The 12,841-nt window shown below is 65.6% G+C and carries 14 protein-coding genes, 1 tRNA gene and 1 pseudogene; 7 read left to right on the forward strand and 9 right to left on the reverse strand.

Annotation, left to right across the window (positions count from 1 at the left end; all coding sequences use genetic code 11):
* Nucleotides 1–18: 18 nt before the first annotated feature.
* The 3 genes from R2601_RS10700 (at nucleotide 19) to R2601_RS10710 (ending at nucleotide 2,728) form a co-directional block, all read left to right on the forward strand.
* Entirely contained in the window at nucleotides 19–369 is a 351-nt protein-coding gene (locus R2601_RS10700; RefSeq protein WP_007797825.1) for a TraR/DksA family transcriptional regulator, read from the forward strand.
* 14 nt (nucleotides 370–383) lie between these two features.
* Nucleotides 384–608 (forward strand): hypothetical protein, encoded by a 225-nt coding sequence (locus tag R2601_RS10705; RefSeq protein ID WP_007797830.1) that lies wholly within the window; start codon nucleotides 384–386, stop codon nucleotides 606–608.
* Between the two features lie 119 nt (nucleotides 609–727).
* The gene (locus tag R2601_RS10710) at nucleotides 728–2,728 is read left to right on the forward strand and encodes an enoyl-CoA hydratase-related protein (RefSeq protein ID WP_007797833.1); all 2,001 of its coding nucleotides are present in this window, start codon (nucleotides 728–730) and stop codon (nucleotides 2,726–2,728) included.
* Nucleotides 2,729–2,764: 36 nt separating this feature from the next.
* Here R2601_RS10710 and R2601_RS10715 read toward each other — a convergent pair whose 3' ends face one another.
* Entirely contained in the window at nucleotides 2,765–2,980 is a 216-nt protein-coding gene (locus R2601_RS10715) for a hypothetical protein (protein ID WP_007797836.1), read from the reverse strand.
* 126 nt (nucleotides 2,981–3,106) lie between these two features.
* Between R2601_RS10715 and R2601_RS10720 the strand changes: the two genes are divergently transcribed.
* Entirely contained in the window at nucleotides 3,107–3,367 is a 261-nt protein-coding gene (locus R2601_RS10720) for a DUF2312 domain-containing protein (protein WP_007797838.1), read from the forward strand.
* A 218-nt stretch (nucleotides 3,368–3,585) separates the two neighbouring features.
* On the opposite strand, the gene R2601_RS10725 is transcribed toward R2601_RS10720, so the two are convergent.
* Complete coding sequence (locus R2601_RS10725) at nucleotides 3,586–4,467, reverse strand: hypothetical protein (RefSeq protein WP_007797840.1); 882 nt, start codon at nucleotides 4,465–4,467, stop codon at nucleotides 3,586–3,588.
* Between the two features lie 92 nt (nucleotides 4,468–4,559).
* Between R2601_RS10725 and R2601_RS10730 the strand changes: the two genes are divergently transcribed.
* Together R2601_RS10730 and R2601_RS10735 are read left to right on the forward strand one after the other, a co-directional pair.
* Nucleotides 4,560–6,218, forward strand: a complete 1,659-nt coding sequence (locus tag R2601_RS10730) for an ABC transporter permease (protein ID WP_007797843.1) — start codon at nucleotides 4,560–4,562, stop codon at nucleotides 6,216–6,218.
* A gap of 49 nt (nucleotides 6,219–6,267) precedes the next feature.
* Nucleotides 6,268–6,343, forward strand: a tRNA-Thr gene (locus tag R2601_RS10735).
* A gap of 140 nt (nucleotides 6,344–6,483) precedes the next feature.
* On the opposite strand, the gene R2601_RS26785 is transcribed toward R2601_RS10735, so the two are convergent.
* From R2601_RS26785 to R2601_RS10755, 7 genes and pseudogenes are all read right to left on the reverse strand, one after another.
* Nucleotides 6,484–6,642 (reverse strand): hypothetical protein, encoded by a 159-nt coding sequence (locus R2601_RS26785; RefSeq protein WP_007797847.1) that lies wholly within the window; start codon nucleotides 6,640–6,642, stop codon nucleotides 6,484–6,486.
* A gap of 135 nt (nucleotides 6,643–6,777) precedes the next feature.
* A pseudogene (locus tag R2601_RS25860) lies at nucleotides 6,778–7,011 on the reverse strand (transposase); the annotation flags it as partial.
* A gap of 75 nt (nucleotides 7,012–7,086) precedes the next feature.
* Nucleotides 7,087–7,476, reverse strand: a complete 390-nt coding sequence (locus R2601_RS10740; protein ID WP_007797848.1) for an SHOCT domain-containing protein — start codon at nucleotides 7,474–7,476, stop codon at nucleotides 7,087–7,089.
* A gap of 143 nt (nucleotides 7,477–7,619) precedes the next feature.
* The gene (locus tag R2601_RS10745; protein ID WP_007797852.1) at nucleotides 7,620–8,969 is read right to left on the reverse strand and encodes a metal-dependent hydrolase family protein; all 1,350 of its coding nucleotides are present in this window, start codon (nucleotides 8,967–8,969) and stop codon (nucleotides 7,620–7,622) included.
* An 8-nt stretch (nucleotides 8,970–8,977) separates the two neighbouring features.
* Nucleotides 8,978–10,372, reverse strand: a complete 1,395-nt coding sequence (locus R2601_RS10750; protein WP_007797854.1) for a metal-dependent hydrolase family protein — start codon at nucleotides 10,370–10,372, stop codon at nucleotides 8,978–8,980.
* A gap of 74 nt (nucleotides 10,373–10,446) precedes the next feature.
* Nucleotides 10,447–10,617, reverse strand: a complete 171-nt coding sequence (locus R2601_RS25865) for a CoA transferase (RefSeq protein ID WP_007797857.1) — start codon at nucleotides 10,615–10,617, stop codon at nucleotides 10,447–10,449.
* Nucleotides 10,601–10,888 carry a hypothetical protein gene (locus R2601_RS10755; RefSeq protein ID WP_007797859.1) on the reverse strand — a complete coding sequence of 96 codons (288 nt, stop codon included), beginning with the start codon at nucleotides 10,886–10,888 and terminating at the stop codon, nucleotides 10,601–10,603. Before R2601_RS10755 ends, R2601_RS25865 begins: the two co-directional genes overlap by 17 nt.
* Before the next feature lie 154 nt (nucleotides 10,889–11,042).
* Here R2601_RS10755 and R2601_RS10760 point away from each other — a divergent pair, with 154 nt between their 5' ends.
* Nucleotides 11,043–12,836 carry a tetratricopeptide repeat protein gene (locus R2601_RS10760; RefSeq protein WP_007797861.1) on the forward strand — a complete coding sequence of 598 codons (1,794 nt, stop codon included), beginning with the start codon at nucleotides 11,043–11,045 and terminating at the stop codon, nucleotides 12,834–12,836.
* Nucleotides 12,837–12,841 lie beyond the last annotated feature (5 nt).

The raw sequence follows: 12,841 nt of genomic DNA on the forward strand, positions 1-12,841 counted from the left end.
GGCCGCGGGACCGTCATCATGTCGCACGAAACCTACAGAATCATGTTATGCAACAGGCTTGAGGAGCTCGGTGTGCGGTTGGAGGAGATCGAGAGCTCTCTCGATGCGCCGCGCCCGAAGGACTGGGAGGACAGTGCCAGCGAACGCGAGGGCGACGAAGTGCTCGAACGTCTTGGCTCCAGTGGCCAGGCCGAGATCGCGCGCATTCGCGCCGCGCTGAGGCGCATGGACGAGGGCGAGTACGGGTTTTGCGTGAAATGCGGAGAGCCGATCCCGGAAGGGCGGCTCGATCTGTTGCCGGACGCGGCGCTCTGCGCGAGCTGCGCGGACGAGGCAAGCCATCAGGCCGGTCACTCCCGGCCGCTGTGAGGAGGAAAGACACCATGATCGAAGCGCTGAAGAACCGGATTGTCGAACTTGCGGCAGCCATCCGCGAGGCAGGAGTCTCTGCCGATGCCGCCGCCGAGAAGGACTTGCTCGAGGATCTCGAGCGCCACATCGAGGAGTTGGAGGCGCGCGGCGGCAAGGTGCCCGAGAGCGCGTTGCATCTGGTCCGACCCGATGGCGACAGCGAGGTCGAGGACCAGTTCGACAACATGCCGATCTGAGCGGCCCGGTTTCCAACCTTGCCTTGAGCCCGTGTTTCCCGTCTAATGCGCCGTGATCGCGCAGATAAGCGCGGCAGGCACAGGCGCCGGCAAACGGGCCGGCAGGCAAGGACGGGCAGATGTCAGAGGCGCGGGATACGGTCGGGTATTCGGTAGGCGACGGAGTCGTACGGATCGGCATCTGCAACCCGCCGGTCAACGCGCTCGTCCGGGATGTGCGCGCCGCGCTGATCGCGGCGTTCGACCGGGCCGCCGACGAAGAGGGCGCGGTCGCGATCGTCCTTTATGGCGAGGGGGCGGCGTTTGCCTCCGGTGCCGAGCTTTCCGAGACCGACGGCACCACTGACGCTCCCACCATGGCAGAGCTCTGCGCGCGGGTCGAGGCCAGCCGGCTGCCGGTGGTGGCAGCGCTGCACGGCACGGTGCTCGGGGCGGGCGTCGAGCTGGCTCTGGCCGCGCATTACCGCGTGGCCGATGCCGAGACCCGCATCGGCTTTCCCGAGGTCAAGCTGGGCCTGATGCCGTCCGCCGGCGCGACCCAGCGCCTGCCGCGGCTGGCCGGGGCGGGCGCTGCACTCGAGATGATGCTCACCGGTCAGCTTTGGAGCATCGACGACGCGCCGGCCGAGGCGCTGGCCGATCTGGTGGTCGAGGAGGATGCGCTCGCGGGCGCGGCGCAATTCGTCGAGGCGCTGCTCGAGGACGGCGGAGCGGTGCGCCCGACCTCAGGGGTCCGCAGCGGTTTTTCCGATCCGATGGCCTACCAGCAGGCGGTGACGCAGCGCCGCGAGGCGCTCGCCAGCGCGCCGGAACTGGCCCCGCGCGAGATCGTGGCGGCGGTCGAGGCCGCCATCCTGCTGCCCTTCGAGGCCGGGCTTGCCTTCGAGGCCGATGCCGCCCAGACCTGCCGCGACTCCGAGCAATCGCGCGCCCTGCGCGCCGCCTTCGTTGCCGAGCACCGGGCGCGGCGGCTGGGGCTGCCCGAGGACGCGCCACTGCCGGACCTGTCCCGCATCGCGGTGCTGGGCGGCGGCCCGCTCGCGATCCAGCTGGTCTTTGCGGCGCTGGTCCGCGGCATCGCGGTGCAATGGGGAACACGCGACCCCGCGGCGCTGCGCGAAGGCGTGCCACGCCTGCGCGACGTGTTCGACGAATTCGTCAGGCGCGGGGCGCTGTCCGAGGACGACGCGCTTGACCGGCTGGCGGATCTGCGCATCGGCGACAGCGCGGCGATGACCGGCGGGGTCGAGATGATCGTGCACGCGGCGCGCGGGCAGGGCGACGTGCCGGCCCCCGAGGGCATCCCCCGGGTCAGCGCCTTGCCCGGCAAGGTGCGGCAGGTCGGGCTGCGCTTCGCCCCGCCGATCCACGCGGCGCGCCTGATCGAGGTGATCGTCGGACCCGCGGCGATGCCCGAGCAGATCGTCGCCGCCCGCGCGCTCGCCAAGGCGCTCGACAAGATCCCGGTGCGGGTGAACTCGCGGGGCGAAAGCATCGCCTCGCGGCTGCTGGCGGCCTGTCAGCGCGCCGCCGACGCGCTGGTCGACCTTGGCCAGCATCCCTACGAGATCGACCGCAGCTTCCGCGACTGGGGCTGGCATCGCCCGCCGTTCCTTGCCTCCGACCAGCGCGGCCTGCCGGATCTCGCCACGCGTCCCCGCGCAGAGGGCGCGCGCAACTGGTGCGAGGTGATGGTCGGGCACGACCGCGCCGGCCGCACCGGTGGCGCTGGGTTCTATCTCTGGGAAGGAACGCCCCCGGTCCCATCCGAGGATCCCGAGCTGACCGCGCTGCTGGATGCCGAGCGTCCCGCGGCCAAGCCGCTGTCGCACGAACAGATCCGCCGGCTGATCTTCGGGGCGATGGCCAACGAGGGGGCCCGGATGCTGGCTTCGGGCATGGTGGCCCGGCCCTCCGACATCGACGTGGTGGCGACGCTGGCGCTCGACCTGCCGCGCTGGCGCGGCGGTCCGATGCATCTGGTGGGCGTCTACGGCCTGCTTTCGGTACGTCGCGCCATGGACGGGCTCGACCACCCGGACGCCGCCTTCTGGGCGCCGGAACCGGTTTTCGGCGAGCTGATCAAGAACGGCCGCAGTTTCGAGGCGCTGAACCGCTGACGCGGCCCGGCCCGATCTGGCCCGGCCAGGGGCCCCTCAGCCGAGGAAGATGCCCATGATGACCATCATCAGCCCCAGCACCGAGAACAGCAGCGCGCCCATGTTCAGCGGCACGACCTTGCGCACCACCTCGCGCAGCGCCTCGTCGTCGAGCCCCTTGCGGCGTGCCCCCCAGACCCGCGCGATGCAGAACAGCAGGCCCAGAAGCCCCAGCACCGAGATCAGCGCACCCAGCCAGATCAGCCATTCCATCGCGATCGTCCTTCACTCCCGGAAAACCCGGCCTGCGGTAATCCATCGCGTGGCGTGTCGCAACCCCTTGATGGTCGCGCGCGGGCTGGAGTAATCAGGGCGCCATACCGGCAGGAGACACAACCGATGCAAGACGAAGGTTCGAGCAACAGCTACGGCGTCGCGGCAGGCGAGCTGCGCAGCTTTATAGAGCGCTACGAGCGCCTCGAGGCGGAAAAGAAGGAAGTCGCCGACCAGCAGAAAGAGGTCATGGCCGAGGCCAAGGGCCGCGGCTACGACGTCAAGGTGCTGCGCAAGGTGATCGCGCTGCGCAAGCGCGACAAGGACGACATCGCCGAGGAAGAGGCGGTGCTCGAGATGTACAAGGCCGCGCTCGGCATGGAGTGAGGCTGCGCCGCCCCGCAACGGGCAGCACTCAGCGAAAGCGGCAGGGGCGATCTCGCGTCCCCGCGCCTGCCGCCTCCAGAAGCCGTGCCCAGCCAGTGCCAGCGCACAAGCTTCGCACCTCCCCCCAGCTTCTTCTGGCCGAAAATATCCCGGGGTGAATTGGCGCCTCGCGCCAAGAGGGGCAGCGCCCCTCCACCCCCGGCGGCTCCGCAACGCCCTCAGGGCGTGAGAAGCCGCACCCCCGGCATCTGGCCGATCTGCCAGACATCCTCGTCATAGAGTTCGGTCAGCATGTCGACATAGGCCGCGTCCCAACCCGGCAGGTCGAGCTCTTCCTCGATCGCCTCGTCGAGCGCATACTTGTCGAGAAACGCCGTCATCACCCGGCGCTTCTGTGCCTCGTTGACGCCGGGGTTCTCCTTCAGGAAGGCGCGGAAGCGCCGCATGCCTTCGGGGTTGATGATCTCCGAGAACACGTCGAACGAGCCGATGATCTTGCGCTCGAGCGGAATGCCGGCCATCTCGCGCAGGATCTGACCCCAGATCAGCGGCGTGTCCTCGTTGCACCAGACCGTGACCGGCATGCCCGGCACCGCCTCGCGGATGCGCCGGACAAGGTCCGACCAGCGCAGGTGCATCGGGTCGACCCCGCCGAGGAACTCGTCGAAGCTGCCATGCGGCGTGGCCTTGTAGACCGCCGGCAGAAAGGTGGCGAAATCGCGCAGCCCGAGAAACACCCCGATGCGGTCGCGGGGAAACAGCTTCTGCACGCCCTGCAGGCGTTGCTCGGTCTTGCGGTAGAGCCGCCCGCCCGCCAGCGCCAGTTTCGGCACCGAGAGCAGGTTCTCGTGGCTCAGGCAGAGCCGCGAGACGGTCTCGGGATCCTCGCTCAGGATGGTATCGAGCAGCACCTCGCGGGCCTCCGGCGCGGGCGTGCCGTCGCCAAGCCCGTTGAGCGCGTCCGACAGCAGCGCGCGGTAGCGGGAGGGGCCGGGGATCGCGACGCCGTCTTTCCGGAAATCGTCGGCATTGCGCAGCAGCCCCTTGAGCAGGCGGTCCTCATCCGTGCCGTGGACGCCGATGTGAAGACTGATCTGCATGGCCTGCTCTTTTGAAACGCGCACGGCCGGACTATAAGCGCTTTCGCGCCGAGTAAAACCGCATTCCCCGCCCAGCCCAACCGGAGACCGAGATGAGCCTGGCCGATCACAGCACCGCCAAGACCACCCGTGGACCGCGCTGGCCCAGCCCCTGGTCGGCCGGCGCGGCGCTGATCGCGGCGGTGGTGCTGGGACCGATCCTCGCGGTGCTCTGGATCGCCGCCTTCCCGGCCGAGAACATCTGGCCGCATCTCGTCTCGACCACGCTGCCACGCTACATGAGCAACACGCTGGTGCTGATGTTCGGGGTGGGCGTGCTGGCGGGATGTGCGGGCTCGGGCGCGGCCTGGCTGATCGCGCGCTACGAGTTTCCCGGGCGCAGCTGGCTGGAATATCTGCTGCTGCTGCCGCTGGCGATCCCGGCCTATGTGGGCGCCTATGCGCTGGTCGACCTGCTGGAATATGCCGGCCCCGTGCAGGCGGCCCTGCGCGGGGTCTTCGGCTGGCAGACCGCGCGCGACTACTGGTTCCCCGAGATCCGCTCCATGGGCGCCGCGATCGTGGTGCTGGCGGCGGCCCTCTATCCTTACGTCTACCTGCTGGCGCGCAACGCCTTTCGCGAGCAGTCGGCCTCCTCGGACGAGGTGGCGCAGTCGCTCGGCGCCGGTGTCTTCGGCCGGTTCTGGCGTGTCGGCCTGCCGCTGGCGCGGCCTGCCATCGCCGCGGGCGTGGCCATCGTAATGATGGAATCGGTGAACGACTTCGGCACCGTCGATTATTTCGCGGTGCAGACGCTGACCACCGGGATCTTCTCGGTCTGGCTGCAGAGCAACAATGCCGGCGGCGCGGCCCAGATCGCCGCCACCGTGCTGGCGCTGGTGATCCTCTTGGTGCTGCTCGAGAAGAGCTCGCGCCGCCGCATGCGATTTTTCAACCTCTCGACCCGTCACCGTCCGGTCGAGCGCAAGCCGCTGCCCGGACGGGCGGCGTGGCTGGTGACCCTGGCCTGCGCCATTCCCTTCCTGATGGGCTTCGTGTTGCCCGCGGGCGTGATCCTGCATCATGCGCTCGGGCACGCCGAGAATTGGTCCGATCCACGGCTCTGGCAGGCCGGGCTGCACACGCTCACGGTTTGCGGGCTTGCAGCGGTGCTGACGGTGCTGGGCGGCGTGTTCCTGGTCTACGGCGTGCGGCTCTCGGGGCGGGCGCTGCCGCGGCTGCTTCTGCCGGTGACCACCATCGGCTACGCCGCCCCGGGCGCGGTGCTGGGCGTCGGCATCCTGATCCCGCTCGCGGGGCTCGACCACGCGCTGGCCGACGGGATCGAGGCGCTCACCGGCTACGATATCGGCCTTGTCCTGACTGGCTCGGCCTTCGCGCTGGTGCTGGCCTATTTCGTCCGTTTCTTCGCCATCGCGCAGGGCGCGGCGGATGCGGCAATGGGGCGGGTCTCGCCCAACCTCGCACTGGCGGCGCGCTCGCTGGGGCGCAGCCAGGGCCAGACCCTGGCAGAGGTCTACTATCCGCTTATCCGCGCCTCGGTGGCTTCGGCGCTGCTGCTGGTCTTCGTGGACTGCGTCAAGGAACTCCCCGCGACGTTGCTCCTGCGCCCGTTCAACTACGAGACGCTGGCCACGCGGGTGCACGAGCAGGCCTCTCTGGAGAACCTCGGCGGCGCCGCGCCAGCGGCGATGCTGGTGATCGCGGTTGGGCTGGCGGCGGTCGGTCTTCTGGCCCGCGCAAACCGCTAGATATCGCTTGCACCCACCCCGCCGGCTGGCATATCCCTTGCGCCACGGTGCCCCTATAGCTCAGCTGGTAGAGCAACTGATTTGTAATCAGTAGGTCCGCGGTTCGAGTCCGTGTGGGGGCACCAGTCAAATCAAAGTCTTGAGAGGCGATGGGGCTCAGAGATTGTAGCGGTTGCTCTTCTCGGGTAACGGCGGGGGTATGGTGTGCCCGATAGTCGCTAAGTGCGACACGTGGCCTCACGTGCTGGTCGCTGAGGCAAAATAGTCAGAAAGGGAGTGTGACTAGCTTCTTGCCTCTCTGGACGAGGATTTCCAGCATAGAAGGTGCAGCAAGGATTCCGGTTAGCCGGACCATCTCGCGCCAGCGGAAGATCAGCGCGGCCGCGCGGTCTTCGATTGGCATCTTCTGGAAGCCGCGCGCCATGATGAATCCGTGAAGCCCAGCAGCTCGAAGTGCGGTGCGTTCCCTGTCTCATCTCCACTCCTTGGTGGTTACGATGAGCCAGAAACCCTCCTTTCCGAAATCAATTCAGATGTCCCATGGGGGCTGACGCCGGACAGCGACCATTCCGGTCGTTTGCCGAAGCGGCAGGCCGAAGATCAACTTGATCATCAGGCAGAACTGGATGGCTGCGTCGGAGAAGACCGGCGGACGTCCGGGCTTGCCTGCGTTCGGCGCAAGTTAGTTCATGTCCTGGTCTAGCCAGAAAAGCAGAGATCCGCGCCGCTTCAGCGCGTCGTTGTAGGATTTCCAGTTGGTCGTACGGTAGGGGGCAGGTTCGAGCTTGCTCATGGCAGGCTATTAAACCACCGGATTCACGCAGTGAATCCCGGAAACGGATGAGTTCTGCAACAACGCCGCTAGAAATCATTGCGCGAGGACCTTCGCTTTCTGGGTGTTGAATTCCTCGTCCGAAATCACGCCCTTGTCCTTCAGCGCTCCGAGCTTCTCGAGTTCGTCGGCGGCGGAAACCTGGGCGATCGAGCGAATGTAGTCGCGCTGCGCGTTTTCGATATTGGTCACCGTCTCGGCGCGGTGGGCCTCCATCTTGTCGCCGCGCAGAAGCAGATACGCCAGCACGCCGAGCCACGGGATGAGCATGACGAAGGCGACCCAGGCCGCCTTGGCAAACCCATTCAGATCGCGTGAGCGAAAGACATCGGTGACGACGCCGATCATCACCCAGAACCAGGCCACCATGAGGAACAGCCAGACTATGGACCAGATGATTTCGAAGAAGCCGATCGTTTCTTCCATGTGTCTCTTCCTTTTCGTTAATCCGAACCGGGGGCCCGGCGCGCCGCGGCGACGCTCAAGCCACGGCCGAGCGTGACCGGAGGCGCAGACCTCCGGCCACCATTGCCATTGCGCCACCGAAGGATTGCGGGCGGCGCGCCACGTCACTCGAGCGTGTTCTTGTAGATCACGCCGTCTTTCATGATGATCCTGAAGTTCGCACCCGGATCGGCAACGATCTCGATGTCTTCCAGGGGATTGCCATCGACGAGCAGCAGGTCGGCATAGGCGCCTTCCTGCACCACGCCGAGCGGACCTTCCTGATAGGGGTGCCGCGGGCCCGACAGACGGAAGAACTCCTGATTGACGCTTGTCGCCATCTGCAGCGCTTCAACGGGCGTGTACCAGTTCGTGAGCTTCACCAGCTGCGCGCCCCAGCGATCAATCATGGCAGGGTTCTGCTGCATGTCGGTGCCGAAGCCGACCTTGAGGTCGTATTCGGCGGCGAGCGTGTAGGCGGTGTCGACGCCCGCGAGCATCAGGTCGTACTTGTAGTTGCTGAATTCGCTGTCGAGCGGGATCCGGTCCTCGTCATCGAGGAACGGCTGCATGCAGACCCAGGCCTCGTTCTCGGCGATCATCTGCGCCGCTTCTTCGTCGATCATCTGGCCGTGCTCGATGCTGGTGACGCCGGCCTCCAGGGCGTGCTTGACGGCCTTCGCGGAATAGGCGTGAACAGCGACGTAGGTATTCCACCTCTTGGCTTCCTCGACAGCCGCACTGAGTTCTTCGGGGCTGAATTGTGCGCCATCCAGGGGGTCCGTTTGCGAGGCGACACCGCCGCCGGCATGGGCCTTGATCTGCGACGCCCCGCGCATCAGGTTTTCGCGCACACGCCTCAGGACCGCGGGCACACCGTCGACGATGAACGTGTGTCCGGCGATCTCCAGATCGATGAGGGCGCGGCCTTCGGGGCGCGGCAGCATGTTGGGCAAGCGCACTTCGCCATGGCCGGAGGTCATCGAGATATTGGCGCCCGACGGCAGAACGCGAGGTCCGACGATGCTCCCCTCGTCGATCAGATCCTTGATGGCGAAGAGGTTGCCGCCCATGTCGCGCACGGTGGTGATGCCCTGCATCAAGGTGTGCTCTGTCTTGAGCGCAACCTTGATGATGTTCTTGTAGGGATCGGAGAAATACAGGTCCGGATTGGAGACCGCGATCTGAAGCAAGTGCCAGTGGCAATCCGAAAGGCCGGGCATCAGCGTCCGGCCTTCGCCGGCGATGAGCGTCGCGTCGCCGGCGGCCGTCACGTCGGGGCCGATGGCGCCGATCAGGTTGCCGGTGACCAGGACGTTGGTCGCCTCGCTCAGCTCCGACCCGACCCCGTCGAATACCCGGACGTTCTCGAACAGGATCTGCGTGTCGTCTCCGTCGTCCTGGGCCCCCGCGACCGAAGCCGTGAGGACAGAAGCCGTGAGGAAAAGGGATGTCGATATCAGAAATCCGCGCATTGGAATGCTCACTCCATATCGAATTTGTAGATCACGCCGTCCTTCATGATCATGCCGAAGTTTTCCTTCGGGTCGCTGATCAGCTGGAGATCCTCCAGCGGATTGCCGTCGACGAGGATCATGTCGGCATAGGCGCCTTCTTCGATCACGCCGAGCGGGCCGAGGGGATAGGGCGTCACGAGGTCCGACATCTTCAACAATTCTGCATTGTCGCAGGTCGCCATCTTCAGCGTCTCGTAGGGCGTGAACCAGCGTTCCAGCTTTGCCAGCACCGCACCCTGCCGTTCGGCGAGATCGGCACTGAAAAGCGTGTCGGTGCCGAAGGCGATCTTGAGGCCCAGCTCCTTGGCGGTGCGGTAGACGAAATCCGTGCCGTCGGTGACGAACTTGTACTTCGCCTTCTGGAAGTCGTTCAGAGCGGGCGCGTCCTCATCGTCGAGGAAGGGCTGCATGCTGAGCCAGACATCGTTGTCCTTGAACATCTGCAAGGTCTCGCGCGTCGACATATGCGCATGCTCGACGCTCCGCGCGCCGTTCTCGATGGAATGGCGGACGGCATCATCGTTGATCGCATGGGTCGTGACATAGGTGCCCCAGGCCTCGGTCGCCTCCACGGCAGCGCGGAATTCCTCGTCGGTGAATTGCACGGTATGGATTGGGTCGTAGGCCGAGGTGACGCCCCCGCCGGCCATCAGCTTGATCTGCGTCGCGCCCTGCATCAGGTTCTCGCGGGTGCGCTTAAGCACGTCCGGCACGCCATCGGTGATGTAGAACATGTTGCCGCGCTCGAAGCTGTGCAGGTCGCCCGCCGCCTGCGGCACGTCGGTGGTTTGGCGGAAATCCTGATGGCCCGCCGTGATCGACAGCGCCGGGCCGGAAGGAAAGACCCGCGGCCCGTCGATCAGCCCCTCGTCCGTCGCCCGGGCGATGTCGAACATCGGCCCGGCAGTGTCGCGCAGGGTCGTGAAACCGCGCGCCAATGCGTTGTTCGACGCGCGCGCCGCCAGCAGGTTCCAGTAGCCCTCGCCGGTGAGCGCCAATTGCCCGATGGTCGCCTCGGCGAAGACGCCATGCCAGTGGTTGTCGATCAGGCCGGGGATGAGCGTGTAGCCCTCGGCGTCGATCTCGAACGCGCCCTCCGGCGTCGCGATGTCCGGCCCAATCTCCGAGATCAGCTGGCCGCTGACCAGTACGTCGGCCTCCGTCACCCCGTCGTCGCAGCCGTTGAAGATCTGCGCGCCCCGGATCACGACATTGTCGAACCGCATCTTGATCATGGTGGTCTCGATCTCGCCGACGACGCCGGCGGGAATGACCGCGTGATTGTCTTCGTGCGCGAGGATGACAGTGGGCGAAATGGCCATGGTCGTGCAGAGCAGACCGGTCAGTGTGCAGTTCTTCATGGCTTTCTCCAAAATGAGAGTTGAAGTGGCTTCGGTTTCTTGGTGCGGTTCTGGATGAAAGTCGTTCGGCCCGCCTAGCTGGGTGGCAGGCCCGGGGTCATGTGTCCGAACCGCCACGGATCGCCGCTGAGCGGCTCGATCTTGATGACCTCCGCACCGAGGTCGGCGAGGATCACGGTCGCGTTCGGCGCGGCCGCCATCGAGGCGACCTCGATCACTTTGATCCCGTCAAGAATTCCGGCCATTGTCTTTCAACCCTTTTTGCAGCGGTCGCAGGAATTCTGCCCGCGTCTTTCGTGTGAGGTGTTCGAGTAATTCGTCCTGAAGTCGGTCGAAGATCGCCTCGTACTCGTCCGCGCGTTCGGGCAGGTCGCACCACCGGGCACGCGCAGCGTCGGCCTCTTCCATCTCTTCGCAGATGGCCCTGAACTCCGGATCGTTTCGATAAAGCCTGGTGATGCTGAGCTCGAGGCGCGGAAATCGTGAGATCAACGTCTGCAGATATGCGTCAGCCATGTGCCCCCTCCTTGGGGAATCCTAGCTGATCAAGCGTCCGACGTGCACGTTGGAACATGTTGCAACTTGGGAGCGCGCTTCTCGGTCAGGCTATCAACCATCCGTGATCCCGTGCTAACTTTGGATCAGTCTGCGACTCATCACCTTTCGTTCAATGGCCTATCCGGACGTCAACGATCAGCCCTGTCTTGATGACGTCGACATTCGTCGGCAGCTTGACCGCATCCTCGCTTACCCCGAATTCCAGGCCAGCGATCGGCGCCGTGACCTGCTGAGGTATATCGTCGAAGAGGCACTTGCGGGCCGGCCTTCGCAGATCAAGGCGACCACCATCGCTATGGCGGTATTCGACCGGGGGCCCGATTTTGATCAGCAGTCCGATCCCGTCGTCCGGCTAGAAGCCCGCAAGCTTCGCCGGGATCTGGACAATTACTATGCCGGCGCAGGTCGGGACGACCCGATCCTGATTGCTGTCCCGAAAGGGGGCTATGTTCCGGTTTTCTCTCCTATGATAGGCGAGGAGCCGGGCCGGGACGTCCCGCAGGAAACGGTCGACACCGGCATCCCCGGGCAGGCGACGGCCCCCGAACCAGCCTACGGCGGATGGCGATCCCGGACAGTCTTCTGGCGTGCCGCGCTGACAGTGACCGTCATCGCTCTTCTCGTCGGTGCGCTGGTCTGGGCGACCCGTCCCGAGAAGCAGGGTGAGGGGGCGACGCTGGCCATGCCTTCCCGGGGTGTGACGATCCTGGTCGAGGACTTTGAACTGGGCAGTGTCGATGAACTGGCAACACTTCTCGCTCAGGGGCTGACTCATGCGGTCGCCGCGGCTCTGATCCGCTTCCCGGACCTGCGGATCTTCAGGGCCTCCGCTCAGGGCTCCCCGGGCGCAGGGGCGCCTTCAATCGAGGCGATATCACGCCAGGTGGAATTTCTTGTCGCAGGCTCTGTCTGGCGCGAAGCGGATGATCTCTTCGTGCGCGCCGAATTGATCCGCCAGGCAGATCAGCAGATCCTCTGGAGCGAGCGCTATGCCGAGGGGGCCGAGGGCCGGAGCCTCACGGAGATCGAGGATGAGATTTCATCCCGGATCGCCTCGGTCGTCGGTCAGCAATACGGTCTGGCCATGCAGGATCACCGGGACGGTCTGAAGGTTGCGCGAAGCGATCCGAGCGTCCAGGGCTTCGCCTGCGTCGCCCGGGCCCAGATCTATCGTCGGACCTATCGCACGGAGGAATACCAAGCCGCGCGGGATTGCCTGGAGGAAACCGTACGCAAGGATCCCGACTACGTACGGGCGTGGGCCATGCTGGCCTATCTGCGCAACGATGCCACCAGGTTCGGCCATGATACCGCGCGCACGCGGGAGGCCGGCTTCGACCACGCGCGCGAGGCTGCGCTGAGGGCGCTCGACCTGGATCCGGACGATACCGATGCCTTGCAGGCAATGTCGCATATCGAGCAATATTCCGGCGATATGGACCGGTCGATAGACTATGCGCGCCGGGCCGTTGAGGTGAACCCGAACGATCCCGCAGCCGTCGCCAATCTGGGCATCCGCTATCACATCCACGGTCGCTACGATCTGGCGGTCCCGCTCATGCAGCAAGCGATCGAGCTGTCCGTGTCTCCCCCACCTTTCTATTTCCATGTGCTGGCCGCGGACCACCTGATCAAGCAGGAATGGGACGACATGCTGAGCGCGGCCCAAAGGGCATCCCTTGACGGCTGGTCCTTCGGTCAGGCCATGCTCGCCATCGCCCATAACGAGCTTTCTCATGGACGAGCCGCCGCGGCGGCCCTTGGGAAGCTGGCCGAATTGGATCCGGTTCTGTCCGAAACCCCCAGAGTATGGCTCGACAGCCATCAGGCGAGTCCCGCCCTCCTGGAGGCGGTCGTCGCCGGCCTGAAGAGGGCAAATGCAGCTCAGAGGAACGGTTTGCCGTAACCATG

The sequence above is a fragment of the Salipiger bermudensis HTCC2601 genome, from assembly GCF_000153725.1.
In the GTDB taxonomy this organism is placed as follows: domain Bacteria; phylum Pseudomonadota; class Alphaproteobacteria; order Rhodobacterales; family Rhodobacteraceae; genus Salipiger; species Salipiger bermudensis.